Raw genomic sequence first — 19374 nt, 5'->3', positions numbered from 1 at the left:
CCATGTACCAGGATTTAATCCGCAGTGAATTGAATGAAGCAGCAGACACACTGGCAAACTTTTTGAAAGATGATAGCAATATCAATGCTATTGCGAGCGCAGCCGTATTATTGGCTGATTCTTTTAAGGCTGGCGGTAAAGTCTTGTCATGCGGTAATGGCGGTTCCCATTGTGATGCCATGCATTTTGCCGAAGAGTTGACCGGCCGCTACCGCGAGAATCGTCCAGGTTATCCGGCGATTGCTATTTCAGATGTTAGCCATATCTCTTGTGTTAGTAATGATTTTGGTTATGACTATATCTTCTCTCGTTATGTTGAAGCCGTCGGCCGCGCAGGGGATGTATTACTCGGTATTTCCACTTCCGGTAATTCAGCTAATGTCATTAAGGCGATTGATGCTGCTCGTGCCAAAGGGATGAAGGTGATCACCCTGACGGGTAAAGACGGTGGCAAAATGGCGGGTACGGCAGATATCGAAATTCGGGTTCCCCATTTTGGTTATGCCGATCGCATTCAGGAAATTCATATCAAAGTGATTCATATCTTGATTCAATTGATTGAAAAAGAGATGGTTAAAGCCTGATATGTCGTGGTGATCAACGGTATTATCAATCTCGTTGATCACCTAGACGGTGAGCGAGAGCAGCTACAACGCTGCAACACCAAGAGCTAAGATATACGCGGGAGGTTGGTTATGTGCGAATTGCTCGGGATGAGCGCAAATGTTCCCACGGATATTTGCTTTAGCTTTACCGGCCTAGTGCAAAGGGGCGGGGGGACTGGCCCACATAAAGATGGCTGGGGTATTACCTTTTATGAAGGTAATGGTTGCCGCACGTTTAAAGATCCCCAACCCAGTTTTAATTCACCCATAGCCCGTTTGGTACAAGACTACCCGATAAAATCCTGTGCGGTGGTTTCTCATATCCGTCAGGCAAATCGCGGTGAAGTGGCGTTAGAGAATACCCACCCTTTTACCCGCGAAATGTGGGGACGAAACTGGACGTATGCCCATAACGGCCAACTTAAAGGTTATCGTCAATTAGAGACCGGTACTTTCCGGCCTATCGGTCAGACTGACAGCGAATATGCTTTCTGCTGGCTACTTAATCAATTGGCAAAGCGCTACCCTCGTACTCCCAGTAACTGGCCAGCGGTATTCCGCTATATCGCTACCCTATGTGAGCAGTTGCGGGCCAAAGGGGTCTTTAATATGTTGCTCTCGGATGGGCGTTTTGTGATGGCGTTCTGTTCGACCAATCTGTATTGGATTACGCGCCGGGCACCTTTTGGTAAAGCGACCTTACTGGATCAAGATGTTGAGATAGATTTTCAACGCCAGACCACACCCAAAGATGTGGTCACGGTGATTGCGACTCAACCCCTGACAGGTAATGAAACCTGGCACAAAATTGCACCAGGTGAATTTGCATTATTCTGTTTTGGTGAGCGAATTTGATTTGGTGAGCGCATATTGCGATACCGGTGCATTGGAGACTGGCGGGCGGCTGAGTACATACTGCCCGTTGATCACTGCAACGGATGGGGGCATCCGGTTTTTGGTAAAATAGGCATATCCCGGCTGTAATTGCCGCCAGAAGCTGTAATCCGACGAGTTACGGTGGCGTTGCATATTTTGTTCAGTCATACGGAATGGATAGATACTGATATCCACTTTTTCCTGACCAAAGATAAATGCCGTTTGCACGTAGTTAAATATCTCGTCCATATAGGCATCGGTCATTGCATAACAGCCGATTGATTTGCAAGCGCCGTGGATCATCAGATATTTCCCTGAATAACCCTGCGACTTATCATAATCATTTGGGAAGCCAATATTGATTGCCCGATAAAACTTACTGTCAGGTTTTAAATGGCGCATATCAATACTGTAAAAACCTTCCGGGCTTTTAAAATCCCCTTCACGGCGTTTTGGGCCAAGGCCACCTGAAAATTCACAGATGCGATAGCTTTGCACTAAACGATATTCACCTTGTAGCCTGGCGTATAATTCCAGGGTACGTTCTTCTTTGAAAATCTGAATATAGACCGATGACCCGAGTAATTGTTGTTTTAGCTCTTTGGATACTGCCACAGGCTCACTGGCTGAGCTGGTGAAGGATACCGCAGGCAAACCAATTATCACCACAAACGTAAGCATCGCAAACAACCGTGCGATTTTGCCCATTTATTATTCCTACTTATATTATGTAAATTATGCCACTGCATTTTTCGATTTATAGGCGCAGATTATCAGTCGGAAAAATTTTAGCAATATATGTTTTGTATAAAATAACCACAAAGTCGGTAAACATGAATTAACGATACGGTTTTACCGAGTGGATAGATAAATTAGCCGTAAAATATTCGTGTTTGCTTGACCCAGGTCACTGCATTTGTCAGACAGTGCGGAATGAAAATGCTAAAATCGTCCACTGCTGATGGCTTGCACATGTAATCGTTATAACAGCCATTTTACCCTGAAATCATTCAATGTGGGTATCAGTACTCATTACCGCGATGCTTTCAATTAGCGTTTATGTTGATCTAATTGACTGGGTATTAAACCGTCGTTTAACTGAACCATGAAAGTATCTTATCTTTATGTGGCTGTACGCTCTGGGCTAAGTACAGCATTTGATATAACTAATAAAGTCGCTCAAACCTATGATTAAAATAAAGAAAGGACTCGACCTACCCATCGCCGGAGCACCTGTGCAGGTGATAGAGGATGGTCCTGCTATTCGTCATGTGGCTCTGCTCGGTGAAGAGTATGTGGGCATGCGCCCCTCAATGTTGGTGCAAGAAGGTGATTGGGTTAAGAAAGGCCAGGCGCTCTTTGAAGATAAAAAAAATCCAGGGGTGACCTTTACTGCGTTCGCCAGTGGCAGAATTAGCGCTATTAATCGTGGTGAACGCCGGGTGCTACAATCTGTTGTGATAGAGATTGAAGGGGATGAGCAAGTACCTTTCCCACACTATGATGCAGCGGACCTTAATCATCTGAGCAATGAACAGGTGCAAAGCCTATTACTGGCGTCTGGTTTATGGACCGCATTCAGAACCCGCCCGTTTAGTAAAACCCCTGTTCCTAGTAGTCGCCCACGCGCTATTTTTGTCAGTGCAATGGATACCCAACCGCTGGCAGCCAATCCGCAGGTCATTATTGCCACTGAGTCAGACGCCTTTAAGCACGGTTTAACTGTTCTTACGCGTCTAACTGAAGGCAAGGTGCATGTGGGCCATGCCCCGGGGCAGGTGGTTGCCAACCATTCTAATGCCCAGATAACTTATAATGAATTCTCCGGCCCCCATCCTGCGGGTCTGGTTGGTACCCACATCCATTTTCTTGAACCGGTGAGCTTGCGTAAAATGGTGTGGCATGTGGGTTATCAGGATGTGATTGCTATCGGTAAATTATTTACCCGTGGTGAACTCTGTACTGACCGCATCGTTGCGCTGGCGGGTCCACAGGTAAATCAACCGGTATTAGTGCGTACCCGTTTGGGTGCCAGCCTGGCTGAATTAACCGCGGCTAAGTTAAAAGAGGGGGAGAACCGTATTATCTCTGGTTCAGTCCTCAGCGGCACGGCTTTCTCCGCAACTCATGGTTATTTGGGCCGTTTCCACCAGCAAGTATCGGTTATCCGCGAAGGGCGAGAAAAAGAACTATTTGGTTGGGTAATGCCAGGTCGCGATAAATATTCGATCACCCGCACCACGCTGGGCCATTTCTTCAAACGCAAACTGTTTGCTTTCTCAACCGACATGCACGGCGGGGAGCGCGCTATGGTGCCTATTGGCAACTATGAGCGGGTGATGCCACTGGATATCCTGGCAACCCATTTGTTGCGTGATCTGTTATCCGGTGATACCGACAGCGCGCAAGCGCTAGGGTGCCTGGAGTTAGATGAAGAAGATTTGGCTTTATGTACATTTGTCTGCCCCGGTAAGTACGAATACGGTCCGGCACTGCGCGACATATTGACCCAGATTGAGCAGGAAGGATAACTGATGGGCCTGAAAAATTTTCTTGAGAAAATAGAGCACCACTTTGAAGCGGGTGGCAAATTAGAGAAGTACTATCCGCTATATGAAGCCGCAGCCACTATTTTCTATACGCAGGGCAAAGTAACACCGGGTGCTTCCCATGTACGAGATGCAATCGACCTGAAAAGGATGATGATTCTGGTATGGCTGGCGGTATTCCCAGCCATGTTCTGGGGCATGTATAACGTAGGGCTACAGGCCATCCCGGCGCTAAACCAACTCTACAGTGGCGCGGAACTGCAACAGGTTATAGCCAGTGACTGGCATTACTGGTTGGCACAAATGCTAGGGGCGTCATTGGCTCCAGATGCTGGCTGGGCAAGCAAAATGGTGCTGGGGGCGGTTTATTTTCTGCCTATCTATGCCGTTGTGTTTGTGGTCGGTGGTTTTTGGGAAGTGGTATTCTCTATTGTCCGCAAGCATGAAATCAACGAAGGTTTCTTTGTCACCTCGATTCTGTTTGCCCTGATAGTCCCTCCCACATTGCCATTATGGCAAGCAGCACTTGGGATCTCTTTCGGTGTGGTTATTGGTAAAGAGATTTTTGGTGGCACTGGGCGTAACTTCCTCAACCCGGCACTGGCTGGGCGTGCTTTCCTATTCTTTGCTTATCCGGCACAGATATCCGGTGATTTGGTGTGGACTGCCGCTGATGGTTTTTCTGGTGCAACTCCATTGTCACAATGGAGTGTCAACGGTAGCCACAGTTTGGTTAATACCATTACTAATCAGCCTATTACGTGGATGGATGCTTTCCTCGGTAATATTCCCGGATCTATTGGCGAGGTCTCTACGCTGATGATCCTGATTGGCGGTGCCATTATTCTTTTCGGCCGCATCGCCTCGTGGCGGATTGTGGCTGGGGTCATGATTGGCATGATTGCTACGGCCTACCTATTTAACTGGGTTGGTTCCACTACCAATCCGTTATTTGCCATGCCGTGGTATTGGCATCTGGTACTCGGTGGTTTCGCTTTCGGGATGATCTTTATGGCGACCGACCCAGTGTCGGCTTCCTTTACCAATAAAGGGAAATGGTGGTATGGCGGCTTGATTGGTGCGATGTGTGTGTTAATCCGCGTCGCTAATCCAGCTTATCCCGAAGGAATGATGCTGGCGATCCTGTTCGCCAACCTGTTTGCACCGCTGTTTGACTATGTGGTTGTTCAGGCCAACATCAAGCGGAGGAAAGCGCGTGGCGAGTGATAAACCAAGAAATAATGACAGCATCAGCAAAACGTTGCTGGTGGTAATTGTGCTCTGTCTGGTGTGTTCTGTGGTGGTTTCTGGTGCGGCTGTTGGTTTGAAAGCCAAGCAGCAGGAGCAACGGCTATTAGACAAACAGCGCAATATTCTAGCGGTGGCGGGTTTGTTGCAACCAAGAATGCCGGCAGAAGACGTTCAGCGGGAATTTGCGCTGCGCATTGAACCACGGCTGCTGGATTTGCAAAGCGGTGCGTTTATTCAACAAGATCCGGCAACCTTTGATCGTGCTCAGGCACTGCGTAGTGACCAAATGAGCATTGCCCTGACGCCCGCACAGGATATTGCTGGCATCCGCCGGCGCGCGAATGTCGTTGAAATTTATCTGGTACGTGGTGAAAGCGGGCAAATCAACAAGATAGTTCTCCCTGTTTATGGCTCCGGTCTGTGGTCAATGATGTATGCCTTTGTTGCCATCGACACTGACGGCAAAACGGTGCGTGGTATCACCTACTACGATCAGGGTGAGACCCCAGGGCTGGGAGGCGAGGTTGAGAACCCAATTTGGCGTAATCAATGGATTGGTAAGCGGCTATTTGACGAGCAAGGCCAACCGGCTATTCGGATTGTTAAAGGGCGCGCACCGGCTAATGATCCTCATGCGATCGATGGTCTGTCAGGTGCAACCTTGACCTCTAATGGGGTGCAAAACAGCTTTGATTTTTGGCTCGGTGAAAACGGCTTTGGCCCGTTCCTGAAAAAAGTGCGCGAAGGAGCGTTAAAAAATGGCTGATAGCAAAGAGATTAAACGGGTTTTATTTGGGCCGTTATTTGATAACAACCCGATAGCCTTACAGATCCTTGGCGTTTGTTCCGCGCTGGCGGTGACCACCAAGCTGGAAACCGCATTAGTGATGACGCTGGCCGTTACCTTGGTAACGGCGTTCTCCAGTTTCTTTATCTCACTGATTCGCAATCATATTCCAAACAGCGTGCGCATCATTGTTCAGATGGTGATTATTGCCTCGCTGGTGATTGTGGTCGATCAGATCTTACGGGCTTATGCCTATGAGATATCCAAACAGCTATCCGTATTTGTCGGCCTGATTATTACTAACTGTATTGTGATGGGGCGTGCTGAAGCTTATGCGATGAAATCGCCGCCGATTGAAAGCTTTATGGATGGTATTGGTAATGGTTTGGGTTACGGCGTAGTGCTGGTGTTGGTGGGTTTTGTTCGCGAACTGATTGGCTCCGGCAAATTATTTGGAGTAACAGTATTTGAAACCGTCCAGAACGGCGGGTGGTATCAGCCGAACGGATTGTTCCTGTTGGCACCAAGCGCATTCTTTATCATTGGTTTGCTGATTTGGGGTCTACGTACCCTGAAACCTGCGCAGATTGAGAAGGAGTAATTGACGATGGAACATTACATCAGTCTGTTTGTCCGCGCGGTGTTTGTGGAGAATATGGCGTTAGCATTCTTTTTGGGGATGTGTACTTTCCTCGCTGTTTCCAAGAAAGTGTCGACTGCCTTTGGCCTTGGTATCGCGGTAACGGTGGTATTGGGTATCTCAGTACCTGCGAATAATCTGGTTTATAACCTGGTGCTGCGTGATGGCGCATTGGTTGAAGGGGTTGATCTTAGTTTCCTCAACTTCATCACCTTTATTGGTGTTATTGCTGCCATAGTGCAGGTGTTGGAGATGATTCTCGATCGCTATTTCCCGGCACTTTATAACGCATTGGGTATTTTCCTGCCACTGATCACCGTCAACTGCGCCATCTTCGGCGGCGTCTCCTTTATGGCGCAACGAGATTACAACTTCCCTGAGTCCATCGTTTATGGCTTTGGTTCGGGTATCGGTTGGATGCTGGCGATTGTGGCCCTCGCAGGTATTCGCGAAAAAATGAAATATGCCAATGTGCCTGCGGGCTTACAGGGGTTAGGGATCACCTTTATCACAACCGGATTGATGGCCTTAGGGTTTATGTCTTTCTCCGGTGTGAATTTATAAAGGCAGGAATAATTCATGGAAATAATTCTGGGCGTAGTGATGTTCACCCTCATCGTACTGGCATTGACGGTGATGATTCTATTTGCCAAATCAAAATTGGTGAATACCGGTGATATTACCGTTGATGTTAATGATGATGCGGACAAAAGTTTTACCGCTCCGGCAGGGGATAAGCTGCTCAACATGCTTTCCAGCCAAGGTATTTTCGTTTCTTCAGCTTGTGGTGGTGGCGGTTCCTGCGGGCAGTGCCGCGTGACAATTAAAGAAGGTGGCGGGGATATCCTGCCGACGGAACTTTCACATATCTCAAAGCGTGAAGCGAAAGAAGGCTGCCGGTTAGCTTGCCAGGTTAGCGTTAAGCAAAATCTGAAAATTGAATTGCCAGAAGAAATCTTTGGGGTGAAAAAGTGGGAGTGTGAAGTTATCTCTAATGATAATAAAGCCACATTTATCAAAGAACTGAAACTGAAGATTCCAGATGGTGAAGTGGTGCCATTCCGTGCCGGTGGTTTTATCCAAATAGAGGCCGAACCGCATACTGTTAAATACGCGGACTTCGATGTGCCTGATGAATATCGCGGTGATTGGGATAAATTCAATCTGTTCCGGTTCGAGTCAGTGGTCGTTGAACCAACGGTGCGTGCCTACTCGATGGCAAACTACCCGGAAGAGCGTGGCATTATCATGCTTAACGTGCGTATTGCCACGCCACCACCGTCAGTTCCTGATGCACCGCCAGGTATTATGTCCTCTTATATCTGGTCACTAAAACCCGGTGATAAGGTGACTATCTCTGGTCCATTTGGTGAGTTTTTTGCCAAAGATACCGATGCCGAGATGGTCTTTATTGGCGGAGGGGCGGGTATGGCACCGATGCGCTCGCATATTTTTGATCAGCTTAAGCGGCTACATTCGAAGCGTAAAATCAGTTTTTGGTATGGTGCGCGTTCACGGCGTGAAATGTTCTATGAAGAAGATTTTGACCAGTTACAGGCTGAGAATGATAATTTCCGTTGGCACGTTGCATTATCAGACCCACAGCCGGAAGATAATTGGACGGGATATACCGGCTTCATTCATAACGTGTTGTTAGAAAATTACCTTAAAAATCATCCGGCACCGGAAGATTGTGAATTCTATATGTGTGGCCCTCCGATGATGAATGCGGCAGTTATCAAGATGCTGAAGGATCTCGGTGTGGAAGACGACAATATTATGCTTGATGATTTTGGTGGCTGATTTGCCATTACACGGCTTTTTACTGCAATTGGGGATATTGTGCAGAAACAGATAACACATTGGTTCATGGCAGTGGTGGGGATTTTGCTGCTCACAGGATGTGGTCCTGAGCAAGTTAATCTCGAAGGTAAAACCATGGGAACTTCATATTCAATTAAGTATATGAGTGACTCATCCACACCCAGCCCAGAGAAGTTACAGCAGGAAATAGACCGCGAGTTGGAACAGGTTAATGACCAGATGTCGACATATCGGCCCGACTCTGAATTGAGTCGCTTCAATCAAAGTCGTGCCGTGAATACACCTTTCGCGGTTTCAGCGGCGACGGCTAAAGTCGTGCGTGAGGCTATTCGCATTAATCGCCTGACCGATGGGGCGCTGGATGTCACCGTCGGACCTTTGGTTAACTTATGGGGCTTTGGTCCTGAAGGGCGGCCAGATGTTGTTCCTACTGAGGCTGAAATTGCCAAACGTCGGGCATGGGTCGGTATTAATAATCTGGCCGTAGAAAATGGTGCCTTGCTCAAACGGATCCCTGAGTTGTATGTTGATCTATCCTCTATTGCCAAGGGATATGGGGTCGATGTTGTAGCCGAATATCTGGAAACGCAAAATATCACCAACTATATGGTTGATATCGGAGGGGAAGTACGGACTCGTGGCAATAATGGGGAAAATAAACCTTGGCGCATTGCGATAGAAAAACCTGTCGCAGGTTCTGCGCAAAGTGCTCAAGAGGTTATCGAACCTGGACGTATGGCAATAGCAACCTCAGGGGATTATCGTAATTACTTTGAACAGAATGGTGTGCGTTACTCACATACGATTGACCCGGATACTGGCCGACCAATTAACCACCGATTAGTCTCAATTACTGTTTTGGACCCAAGCTGTATGACCGCAGATGGACTGTCGACTGGGTTAGATGTCCTTGGGCCAGAAAGAGGGATGGCACTCGCTAATTTACTGGGTATTCCAGTGTTTATGATAGTAAAAACCGATGAAGGTTTTGAGGAACGCTATTCTGATGCGTTCAAACCTTATCTGCAAAAACGGCCTTGATAGGAGAGGATATGTTGACTGTTTTTATCGCATCCTTTGTCTTTTTTCTATTGGCCATCGGCGGGATGTCGTTAGGTTATATCGTAAAACGTAAAACCTTACAGGGCAGTTGCGGAGGAATAACGGGTTTGGGGATGGAGAAAGTATGTGATTGCCCTGAGCCTTGTGATTCTCGTAAGAAGCGCTTGGCTAAGGAAGCCGCTCGCCAGAAAAAATTGGATCAATACCGTATCCTATAAGATGTGTTATAGATTACGATGCTTTAATGCCGAGCATTCTGTATAAAACGTGGTTATATGCACGACAAGCAAATTTAGACATAACCCCCCAGCCAACTCAGTGTTGACCAGGGGGGTATTTACGCTTTAGTGCTATTCGTGGCTGATTAGTCTACGTCGATAATGCTGTTTTTCATTTTCTGATTTACGTCTATACCATTGTGGTTGTTCTTTACTTATTTATTCTTACTTACTCACTATACTTTTAAAAAGTGCAGGAGAATCAACCATAACTCCATTTGCCTGTAATTCCCTCGCTTTTTTATAATCTTCGGGAGTATTGATGCCGAAGAAAATAATATGTGCGTTGGTATTCCTTCTAAAACAATCCATCGCCTCTTTATCCCAACTTAATACTGCATCAGAACGCCCTTCGCCCAACGTGTATTTTTCTACCACTTGTACTTTTCGATGTAACTCTAAACCATACCAACGTTCTTTATTATCTGCTGGCAATTCACATTTATGATCCATCGTAATATTAGCTAATTGAGTCCGAGTAAAGTTGCGGCTTTCAAATCGATTGATTTTATGTGAGATATCACTGGTTTCATTCACTTTATCCAGTGCTTCCAGATAGTTATCATCCGTAGAGTAAACTCGGGTACGTACGAAGCGATCTTTTTCTCCTTTGCTGGTTGCGGTAAGCGTCTCTTTTAGGGCTTTGGCAAAGGTTATTGGGTCGGCATCGGGCGATTTAATGTCCAGATAGAATGTCGTGTCAGGATACTTCTTCAGCACTTCATCAAGTGTGGGAATACCTGTGTGTGTGTGCCAGCCTTCGGTTGAATATGATGTTTCTTATCATAGGCAACGCTCGCATCCACTTTAGCCAGTTGTTGTGCAGTATAACCTGAGATGGTACCGGACTTATCTGTCAACTCTTTGAGGTCTATAGGGCGATACAATACCGGAATATTATCTTTCGATAGTTGTAATGTAATCCATATGGCGTCAGCACCATTAGACAGTGCTTTATCGATAGCCGGTAAGGTATTTTCTGGCGCATCAGCCGTTCCTGCACGGTGGGCAATAATTTGTGGCGCTGCAAGGGTAACAGATTGGGCGTTAACAACAAAGGTAGCGGAAAGGAGTAGGGTAGCCATTATATAATTTCGCATAATATATAGTTTCCATTCATTATCTAATAATGAATTTTATGAGGTGAAGGTTAATCATATAACTAACATTTTTCGACCTTGTCGAATTTAATGGTTTTTTATTAAAAATAAATGACAAAATGCAAAAAAAAACCAATAACAGTATTCAATTCTGTTATATACGTAATTAGTTGGTGTTTTGATTAGGATAATTATGACTCATCGCGGTGGTTATCTTGATATGAATAAATAGGGTGGTATTCATCAACGATAGAATTACATACTGATATTGATGATGTTTATTCCCTGTCGCGGAGTGAGAAAATTCTGTATAAATCTTAAAAACCATTAGTTAAGCAGACAAAGATTGTATTAGTGTGAGGTGAGATTTCACTGGGTTGTTGCACCTTTAAGTGCCAGATTTTAAGAAGGAATACTGTGTGTCGAAATTGCGGGTTGGTGTGATTTTTGGTGGTAAATCGGCTGAGCATGAAGTGTCGTTGCAGTCGGCTAAAAACATCGTAGAGGCGATTGATAAGGAAAAGTTTGATGTCACGCTACTGGGTATTGATAAACAGGGGAAATGGCATGTTAACGATGCATCCAGCTATTTGTTAAATGCAGAGAATCCAGCGCTGATCTCCCTGAATCACTCAAACAGAAATGTAGCGTTGATTCCCGGTCAAGAGCGCCAGCAACTGATTGCGGCGGATAATGCCACAGCATTGGCGCAACTGGATGTTATTTTCCCGATAGTACACGGTACATTAGGCGAGGATGGTTCTTTGCAAGGCTTGCTGCGCATGGCCAATATCCCCTTCGTTGGGTCCAGCGTGCTGGGATCTGCGGTCAGCATGGATAAAGATCTCACCAAGCGGTTACTGCGTGATGCCGGGTTGAATATTGCCCCTTTTATTACGCTGACACGGACAAATAAAGATAATTACAGTTTTGAGCAGATAACGGCAAAACTTGGCTTACCTTTATTTATCAAACCGGCAAATCAAGGCTCCTCGGTTGGGGTGAGTAAAGTACGCAATGCGGCTGAATACCAGCAGGCTGTTACGCTTGCGTTTGATTTTGACCATAAGGTATTAGTTGAATCAGCTATTGTTGGGCGCGAGATTGAATGTGCGGTACTGGGTAATGATAACCCTCGAGCTAGCCTGTGTGGTGAAGTGGTCGTCAGTGATGAATTTTACTCCTACGATACCAAGTATATTAATGAAACCGGTGCTCAGGTGGTTATCCCTGCAGTGATAGACAATGCAGCCAGCGACAATATTCGCGCAGTAGCATTAGCCGCGTTTCGTACGCTTGAATGCCGTGGTCTGGCACGGGTAGATGTCTTTTTAACGCCAGAAAATACCGTTATTATAAATGAAATCAATACACTACCTGGTTTCACTAATATCAGTATGTACCCCAAACTCTGGCGCGCCACGGGAGTCGGTTCTACAGAGTTGATCACAACACTGATTGAACTGGCGTTAGAACGGCATCAGCAAGATAAGTCATTGAAGAGTTCTATTTTTAGCGACCACTAAATGAAGATTGTGGTTGAACCCAGCGGTTGCCTGTAGGCAGCCGTTGCGTTTGGTGATCAGTTCGATCTGCGCGGCAAACGGGCTGGTGTGATTCTTTCGAGAGGTAATGTGGATTTAGGCCGTCTAGCCAGCTTTATCGGCGGGACTTGCTGATATTGGAGAGGACTGAGTAAACAGATAGCAGGCTAGCCTCCGATAAGCAATCTGAGGCGGGTTGAGGATTAGGATAATCTTGAATTTTTCCGATTTAACTGTATCCTTATACAGTGGTTTGGTTGGGGAAAGATAACATGCGTAAGATTATTCATGTCGATATGGATTGCTTCTTCGCGGCAGTGGAAATGCGCGACGATCCCAGTTTGCGTGATATTCCCATCGCGATTGGCGGCAGCCGCGATCGGCGTGGAGTGATCAGTACGGCCAATTACCCTGCCAGACGTTATGGTGTTCGTAGTGCTATGCCAACGGCGATGGCACTTAAACTCTGCCCACAGCTTAAAGTTATTCCTGGCAGAATGGCGGCTTATAAAGAGGCGTCGCTGCATATCCGTGAAATTTTCGCTCGCTATACCCCGCTGATTGAGCCGCTCTCGCTGGATGAAGCCTATCTGGATGTTTCTGATTGCTCTGCATGCAGTGGTTCTGCCACTTTAATTGCTCAGGAAATCCGTCAAGCGATTTCTGATGAACTGAGTCTGACCGCCTCCGCCGGTATTGCCCCGATAAAATTTCTGGCCAAAATTACGTCAGATCTGAATAAACCGAATGGTCAATATGTCATCACCCCTAATCAGATTCAGCCTTTCCTGCATGATTTGCCGTTGAGTAAGATTCCTGGCGTGGGGAAAGTGACCGCTAAACGTTTACAAGAACTCGGGTTGGTTACTTGCGGCGAGGTACAAAACTATCCGCAGGCTGAACTATTAAAGCGTTTTGGCAAATTCGGTCATGTGTTGTGGGAGCGTAGCCACGGTATTGATGAGCGGGAAATATCCCCGGACAGATTGCGTAAATCGGTCGGTGTTGAAAGAACGCTGGCGGAAGATATTCATGACTGGGAAAGTTGTGAGGCATTGATTGAACAGCTTTATATTGAACTGGAAACTCGATTACGTAAAGTGAGGCCGGATCTGCATATTGCGCGTCAGGGTATTAAATTGAAATTTCATGATTTTCAACAAACTACGCAGGAGCATGTCTGGCCGGAACTGAATAAGACTGATCTGCTACAAGTGGCGCGCACTGCATGGAATGAACGGCGAGCCGGGCGGGGAGTTCGCTTGGTAGGGCTACATGTCACTTTACTGGATCCACAACTTGAGCGGCAATTATTGCTTAGTTGGGAATAGTATATGCAATAAAAAACGGCGGGTCGAAGCACCGCCGTTATCACATAAAGATCAATCAGATTTGTTTATGCCCGTTCTGGAATGGCTTTTAGCAGGGCGGTCAGTAACTGCCAATATTGACCCACGCTTTCGATATGAACTTGTTCATCCGGTGAATGTGGGCCGGTCATGGTTGGCCCAATCGACACCATATCCATATCCGGGTAAGGTTTTTTGAATAAACCACACTCCAGACCCGCGTGGATAACCATGATGTTCGGTGTTTTGTTGAACAGTTTTTGGTATGTTTCCCGCACCAATGCCATGACAGGAGAGGTTGGGTCCGGCTGCCAGCCAGGGTAACCGCCTTTCGGTAGCGTTTGTGCACCAGCCAACTGACCAATTGCCGTCAGCATGCTCACCACGTAATCTTTGCCGCTGTCGATCAGGGAACGAATCAGACAGATGATTTCTGCTTCGTTCTCATTCATGGTAACCACACCGACATTCAGTGAGGTCTCAACCACGCCTTTAACGGCATCACTCATGCGAATTACACCGTTTGGCGTGGCATTCAGCAGTGCCACTAAACGCTGCTGTGTGTCTTTAGTCAGCGCTTTTGTCTCAGTGGATACCGGTTCGAGCAGGAGTGCCAGATTTTTTTCCACCGCCGCCAGCTCGTTTTTCAACGTTGCCAGATACGCCTGACTAAGGCTTTTCAATTGATCGACTTTATCTGCACTAACTGCCAGGATCACCGAACCCTCACGCGGGATAGCGTTACGCAATGTACCGCCATTGAGATCCAATACGCGCAGATCCAGATCTTTTGCGTGTTCAAACAGGAAGCGGGCCAGCAGCTTGTTGGCATTGCCTAAACCTAAATGGATATCCGCACCGGAGTGACCACCTTTAAGGCCTTTTAAGGTCAGTTTCAGGGTTTGGAACCCAGAAGGAACGGCTTCGCGCTTCAGGGCCAGAGTGGTGATAAAATCAATACCACCAGCGCAACCCATATAGATTTCACCTTCCTGTTCAGAATCGGTATTAATCAGAATATCGGCTTTCAACCAATTAGGTTGCAGGCCGAAGGCACCATCCATACCGGCTTCTTCGGTCATGGTCAGTAACACTTCCAGTGGGCCATGTTCAACGCTGTCATCAGACAATACGGCCAGCGCAGAAGCCATACCAATGCCGTTATCCGCACCCAATGTGGTGCCACGGGCTTTAACCCATTCACCGTCGATATATGGTTGGATAGGATCTTTGGTAAAGTCATGTACCGTATCATTATTCTTCTGCGGAACCATATCCAGATGAGCTTGCAGCGCAACTGGCTTACGGTTCTCCATCCCTTTGGTAGCAGGCTTACGCAGCAAGATATTACCGACCTTGTCACGCTCAGCGTGCAGACCTTTTTCTTTGGCCCACGTCATAATGTGCTGCGCCAGCGCTTCTTCATGGTAAGACGGATGGGGGATTGAGCAGATTTTTGCGAAAATATCCCACAACGGCTGAGGCGAAAGTTGAGACAGTTCAGACACTGTAAGTCTCCTGTAACAGCATGCTCATATCGGCAACCTCAGGATGAAGATGTCAGAGATGCTATCGGGTTGATGACTAAAGATTTTAAGGGTAGTGACAAACCGCCATCGGAATGGCGAGATGGTTTGAGAATATCACTTTCATCGGCATTACGCGCGTTTCGCCGCACAATTACCGCATTAGACCCGATTAATTAACCCGATAATTGCTGGTTTTTATCCGGCTGGCTCACTATAATCTCGCGCAACCTTTTTTCCCCTTCTGATACATGGCAAGCCACTCCTTTACTGGCTGGGATTACACTTTATGAGCGAAAAATACGTCGTTACCTGGGATATGTTGCAAATTCACGCCCGCAAACTGGCACAGCGTTTACTGCCAGCCGATCAATGGAAAGGGATTATTGCGGTAAGCCGTGGTGGTTTGGTGCCTGCGGGTATTCTGGCGCGTGAGCTGGGTATTCGTTATGTCGACACCGTTTGCATCGCCAGTTATAACCATGATAACCAAGGCGAGCTTAAAGTCCTGAAACGTGCTGAAGGTGACGGCGAAGGCTTTATTGTGATTGATGATTTGGTTGATACTGGCGGCACTGCGAAAGCTATCCGTGAGATGTATCCGAAGGCACACTTTGTTACTATTTTCGCCAAACCTGCTGGTCGCCCATTAGTTGATGATTATGTGGTTGATATTCCTCAGGGCACCTGGATTGAGCAGCCGTGGGATATGGCTGTAACCTTTGTTGCTCCTTTAAGCGGTAAGTAATTTAGTTGGCTTTAAACGCCTGGTCAGCTCCGGGCGTTTCATTTTCTCCGCAGTATGAGTACACTTGACCCCATCTGACCAGCCCTTATCGGGCCTGAATCACGGCTTATGGAGGCTATCGTTACCATGGCACAAGCCAACCTCTCTGAAATTCTGTTTAAACCAAAGTTCAAGCATCCTGAAACTTCAACTCTCGTGCGGCATGCTCACTGCAACCATCCTATGACGGTACATTCTGCCTTGGACGGTGATACCACCAGCCATTGGTATCGGATGATCAACCGTTTGATATGGACCTGGCGCGGTGTTGATCCCCTTGAAATAGAAGAAGTGTTGTCACGCATTGCCTGTTCAAAGGCAGAACACAGCGATAACGAACTGCTAGATACCGTGGTGGGCTATCGCAATGGTAACTGGATTTATGAGTGGGCCCATCAGGGGATGCTGTGGCAGCAAAAAGCCATGGAAGAGACTGACCCATTGAATGCTGGTCAATACTGGTTAAATGCGGCCAATTTATACAGCATTGCGGGTTACCCACATCTGAAAGGTGATGAGCTGGCCGAGCAAGTCGAGGTGTTATCAAACCGCGCCTATGAAGCCGCCGCTGAACACCTGCCGTATAACCTGAAAGAGCTTAATTTCGCGATTTCAGATGGCGGTACGCTGGCGGGGTTCCTGCATATGCCGACTGTTGGCAGTGCGCCATTCCCAACGGTATTGATGTGTGGTGGGTTGGATACATTGCAAAGTGACTATCATCGCCTGTTCCGTGACTATCTGGCCCCGAAAGGGATAGCCATGTTGACGGTGGACATGCCATCGGTGGGGGCTTCGTCGCGTTGGAAGTTAACGCAGGACACCAGTTATCTGCATCAGCAAGTATTGCAGGCATTGCCGGATATCCCTTGGGTTGATCATCAGCGAGTCAGTGTTTTCGGTTTCCGTTTCGGTGCCAACGTAGCGGTGCGCCTGGGGTATTTAGAGCCGCAGCGGGTGCGTGCTGTGGCATGCCTTGGGCCGATTGTGCATTATCTTCTGTGTAACGCTGACAGCCAGCGCCAGGTGCCAGATATGTATATGGATGTTATGGCCAGCCGATTGGGAATGGCTGATGCGGCAGATGAAACGCTTAGAACAGAAATGAACCGCTATTCGCTGAAAACACAGGGGTTGCTGGGGCGGCGTTGCCAAACACCTATGTTGGCGGGCTACTGGGAAAATGATCCATTCAGCCCGAAAGAAGAGGCGAAGTTAATCTGTTCTTCCTCGGCGGATGGCAAGCTATTACCTATATCATCAACGCCGCTGTACGACAATTTCCACCGTGCATTATTGCAAGCCAGTGAGTGGTTAGAAGATAAAATGCGTTAATGAGTTGCTAATTTTTAACAGTTTGCTAAAAAGGATCGTCTATATAAGGAGATTTAAGAATGACGTCGACCAGTGCTCATCCTAAAAGTAAGCTTATGAAACGTTTTGCCGCTTTAGGACCATATCTGCGTGAAGGGCAGTGCCAGAGTGACCATTTTTTCTTTGACTGTTTAGCTGTTTGCGTCAATGTGAAGCTTGCCCCCGAGAAACGTGAGTTTTGGGGCTGGTGGATAGAGTTGGAACCGGCAGAAGACCATTTTACCTACGTTTACCAGTTCGGCCTGTTTAATAAAGAAGGCAGTTGGAAAGCGGAAAAGATTAAAGATCCTGAAATACAAGAGAAACTGGAGACCACGCTGCGTGGTTTCCATAAACGCCTTGCTGAGATGTTGACTTCAATTGAAATGAGATTGGAGCCAGCGCAGCATTTTAGCGATCAGCCGCTGAAGTTGTCCGCTTAGAAGTCTGTTTGTTAATGCCTAATTAAATAGAATATTCCCCCTTTAGCACAATAAAAGGGGGAATTTCTCATTCTGACTGTTGGCATTATGCCTCCCGCCTGCTACAAAGACCCATCCCCTTCGTACATAGAGCCGCAGGGTTGTTAGCTACGTTCATTCACCCGAGTCACATTTGTTCTTACATGAATAAGCTCATCGGGATGAGTTCGCTGGCAGCCATACTGCAACTCCAATTACTTTGGGTATATATTGTTTCTTTAATTCATCCCAATGGCAGAAAAATTATGAGTGGCAGCCAGACATTGGTTGTGAAATTGGGGACGAGTGTTCTGACCGGCGGTTCCCGTCGTCTTAACCGTGCCCATATTGTTGAACTGGTGCGCCAATGTGCCCAGCAACACGCAAAAGGTCATCGTATTGTTATTGTCACCTCCGGGGCGATTGCCGCCGGGCGTGAACACTTGGGTTATCCAGAATTGCCTGCCACTATTGCCTCAAAGCAACTGTTAGCCGCAGTCGGGCAAAGCCGGCTAATCCAGCTCTGGGAACAACTGTTTTCCATCTACGGCATCCATATCGGTCAGATGTTACTGACCCGTGCTGATTTGGAAGACAGAGAGCGTTTTCTCAATGCCCGTGACACCATGAATGCCTTGCTGGATAACCGCATCGTGCCGGTAATCAATGAGAATGATGCTGTCGCCACCGCTGAAATCAAAGTAGGCGATAACGATAATCTCTCGGCACTGGCAGCCATTCTTGCCGGTGCCGATAAGCTACTGTTACTGACCGATCAGGCGGGGTTATACACGGCTGATCCGCGTAACAATCCTGAAGCTGAGCTTATTCGCGAAGTGCATGGTATCGATGATGCTTTGCGCGGAGTTGCTGGCGATAGTGTCTCAGGCCTTGGCACTGGTGGTATGGCCACTAAACTGCAAGCAGCAGATGTTGCCTGCCGCGCTGGTATTGATGTGATTATTGCCGCGGGCAGTCAGTCCGGTGTTATTGCGAATGTGATTGATGGCACGCCGGTTGGTACTCGCTTCCATGCACTGGAAACCCCGTTGGAAAACCGTAAACGCTGGATTTTTGGTGCACCGCCAGCGGGTGAAATTACGGTCGATGATGGGGCTGTAGCCGCTATTATGGAGCGCGGCAGTTCGCTGCTGCCCAAAGGTATTCGCAGTGTTCAAGGGGATTTCTCCCGTGGTGAAGTGATCCGTATCCGCAATCTTGGCGGGCGGGATTTGGCCCACGGTGTATCACGCTATAACAGCGATGCGCTGCGCATGTTAGCGGGGCATCACTCGCAACAAATCAGTGAAATCCTCGGGTACGAATATGGCCCGGTGGCGGTTCATCGTGACGATATGATTGTTAGCTAAGGAGCGAGCATG

General features: G+C 47.3%; 18 protein-coding genes and 1 pseudogene. 16 read left to right on the top strand and 3 right to left on the bottom strand.

The window, feature by feature from the left end:
- The first annotated feature begins 2 nt into the window (after positions 1–2).
- Complete coding sequence (gene lpcA / locus V2A84_RS14150) at positions 3–584, top strand: D-sedoheptulose 7-phosphate isomerase (RefSeq protein ID WP_083160151.1); 582 nt, start codon at positions 3–5, stop codon at positions 582–584.
- A 111-nt stretch (positions 585–695) separates the two neighbouring features.
- Positions 696–1460, top strand: coding sequence for a class II glutamine amidotransferase (locus tag V2A84_RS14145; protein WP_102970460.1), 765 nt, complete (start codon positions 696–698; stop codon positions 1458–1460).
- Here the strand turns inward: V2A84_RS14145 and dpaA are convergent.
- A complete protein-coding gene (gene dpaA / locus V2A84_RS14140) occupies positions 1434–2189 on the bottom strand; it encodes a peptidoglycan meso-diaminopimelic acid protein amidase (RefSeq protein WP_083160149.1) in 756 nt (251 codons plus the stop codon). The genes V2A84_RS14145 and dpaA overlap by 27 nt on opposite strands.
- Positions 2190–2668: 479 nt before the next feature.
- Between dpaA and V2A84_RS14135 the strand changes: the two genes are divergently transcribed.
- Genes V2A84_RS14135 through nqrM form a run of 8 tightly spaced genes read left to right on the top strand, consistent with a single transcriptional unit; the run spans position 2669 to position 9812 of the window.
- Positions 2669–4012: a Na(+)-translocating NADH-quinone reductase subunit A gene (locus V2A84_RS14135; protein WP_083160146.1), complete on the top strand. Its 1344-nt coding sequence runs from the start codon at positions 2669–2671 to the stop codon at positions 4010–4012.
- Between the two features lie 3 nt (positions 4013–4015).
- Complete coding sequence (locus tag V2A84_RS14130; RefSeq protein WP_083160144.1) at positions 4016–5257, top strand: NADH:ubiquinone reductase (Na(+)-transporting) subunit B; 1242 nt, start codon at positions 4016–4018, stop codon at positions 5255–5257.
- Positions 5247–6047, top strand: coding sequence for a Na(+)-translocating NADH-quinone reductase subunit C (locus V2A84_RS14125; RefSeq protein ID WP_083160142.1), 801 nt, complete (start codon positions 5247–5249; stop codon positions 6045–6047). Before V2A84_RS14130 ends, V2A84_RS14125 begins: the two co-directional genes overlap by 11 nt.
- Entirely contained in the window at positions 6040–6669 is a 630-nt protein-coding gene (locus V2A84_RS14120) for an NADH:ubiquinone reductase (Na(+)-transporting) subunit D (RefSeq protein ID WP_083160140.1), read from the top strand. The genes V2A84_RS14125 and V2A84_RS14120 overlap by 8 nt, the downstream gene beginning before the upstream one ends.
- Positions 6670–6675: 6 nt before the next feature.
- The gene (nqrE, locus tag V2A84_RS14115; protein WP_004392325.1) at positions 6676–7272 is read left to right on the top strand and encodes an NADH:ubiquinone reductase (Na(+)-transporting) subunit E; all 597 of its coding nucleotides are present in this window, start codon (positions 6676–6678) and stop codon (positions 7270–7272) included.
- Positions 7273–7287: 15 nt separating this feature from the next.
- Complete coding sequence (gene nqrF, locus V2A84_RS14110; RefSeq protein WP_083160138.1) at positions 7288–8511, top strand: NADH:ubiquinone reductase (Na(+)-transporting) subunit F; 1224 nt, start codon at positions 7288–7290, stop codon at positions 8509–8511.
- A 39-nt stretch (positions 8512–8550) separates the two neighbouring features.
- The gene (locus V2A84_RS14105) at positions 8551–9573 is read left to right on the top strand and encodes an FAD:protein FMN transferase (protein WP_083160136.1); all 1023 of its coding nucleotides are present in this window, start codon (positions 8551–8553) and stop codon (positions 9571–9573) included.
- Positions 9574–9584: 11 nt separating this feature from the next.
- Positions 9585–9812, top strand: a complete 228-nt coding sequence (nqrM, locus tag V2A84_RS14100) for a (Na+)-NQR maturation NqrM (protein ID WP_083160133.1) — start codon at positions 9585–9587, stop codon at positions 9810–9812.
- A gap of 225 nt (positions 9813–10037) precedes the next feature.
- Here nqrM and V2A84_RS14095 read toward each other — a convergent pair.
- Positions 10038–10972: pseudogene (locus V2A84_RS14095) on the bottom strand (glycerophosphodiester phosphodiesterase family protein).
- 419 nt (positions 10973–11391) lie between these two features.
- On the opposite strand from V2A84_RS14095, the gene ddlA reads away from it, so the two are divergent.
- A complete protein-coding gene (gene ddlA, locus V2A84_RS14090; RefSeq protein ID WP_083160129.1) occupies positions 11392–12498 on the top strand; it encodes a D-alanine--D-alanine ligase in 1107 nt (368 codons plus the stop codon).
- 290 nt (positions 12499–12788) lie between these two features.
- Positions 12789–13847, top strand: a complete 1059-nt coding sequence (dinB, locus tag V2A84_RS14085) for a DNA polymerase IV (RefSeq protein WP_442848923.1) — start codon at positions 12789–12791, stop codon at positions 13845–13847.
- A 65-nt stretch (positions 13848–13912) separates the two neighbouring features.
- Here the strand turns inward: dinB and pepD are convergent, their stop codons facing one another.
- Entirely contained in the window at positions 13913–15373 is a 1461-nt protein-coding gene (gene pepD, locus V2A84_RS14080) for a beta-Ala-His dipeptidase (RefSeq protein WP_420073548.1), read from the bottom strand.
- Between the two features lie 307 nt (positions 15374–15680).
- Here pepD and gpt point away from each other — a divergent pair, with 307 nt between their 5' ends.
- The 4 genes from gpt (at position 15681) to proB (ending at position 19362) form a co-directional block, all read left to right on the top strand.
- Positions 15681–16139: a xanthine phosphoribosyltransferase gene (gene gpt, locus V2A84_RS14075; protein ID WP_083160123.1), complete on the top strand. Its 459-nt coding sequence runs from the start codon at positions 15681–15683 to the stop codon at positions 16137–16139.
- 126 nt (positions 16140–16265) lie between these two features.
- Positions 16266–17513, top strand: a complete 1248-nt coding sequence (frsA, locus tag V2A84_RS14070) for an esterase FrsA (protein ID WP_372568750.1) — start codon at positions 16266–16268, stop codon at positions 17511–17513.
- 59 nt (positions 17514–17572) lie between these two features.
- Complete coding sequence (gene crl / locus V2A84_RS14065; RefSeq protein WP_083160119.1) at positions 17573–17974, top strand: sigma factor-binding protein Crl; 402 nt, start codon at positions 17573–17575, stop codon at positions 17972–17974.
- Positions 17975–18258: 284 nt separating this feature from the next.
- Positions 18259–19362, top strand: a complete 1104-nt coding sequence (gene proB, locus V2A84_RS14060) for a glutamate 5-kinase (RefSeq protein ID WP_083163836.1) — start codon at positions 18259–18261, stop codon at positions 19360–19362.
- Positions 19363–19374 lie beyond the last annotated feature (12 nt).

Source organism: Yersinia sp. 2553 StPb PI (assembly GCF_052217105.1).
GTDB classification, from domain to species: Bacteria; Pseudomonadota; Gammaproteobacteria; order Enterobacterales; family Enterobacteriaceae; genus Yersinia; species Yersinia enterocolitica_E.
The sequence above is the reverse complement of the archived record's forward strand: the minus strand, read 5'-3'. Positions and strand labels throughout refer to the sequence as shown.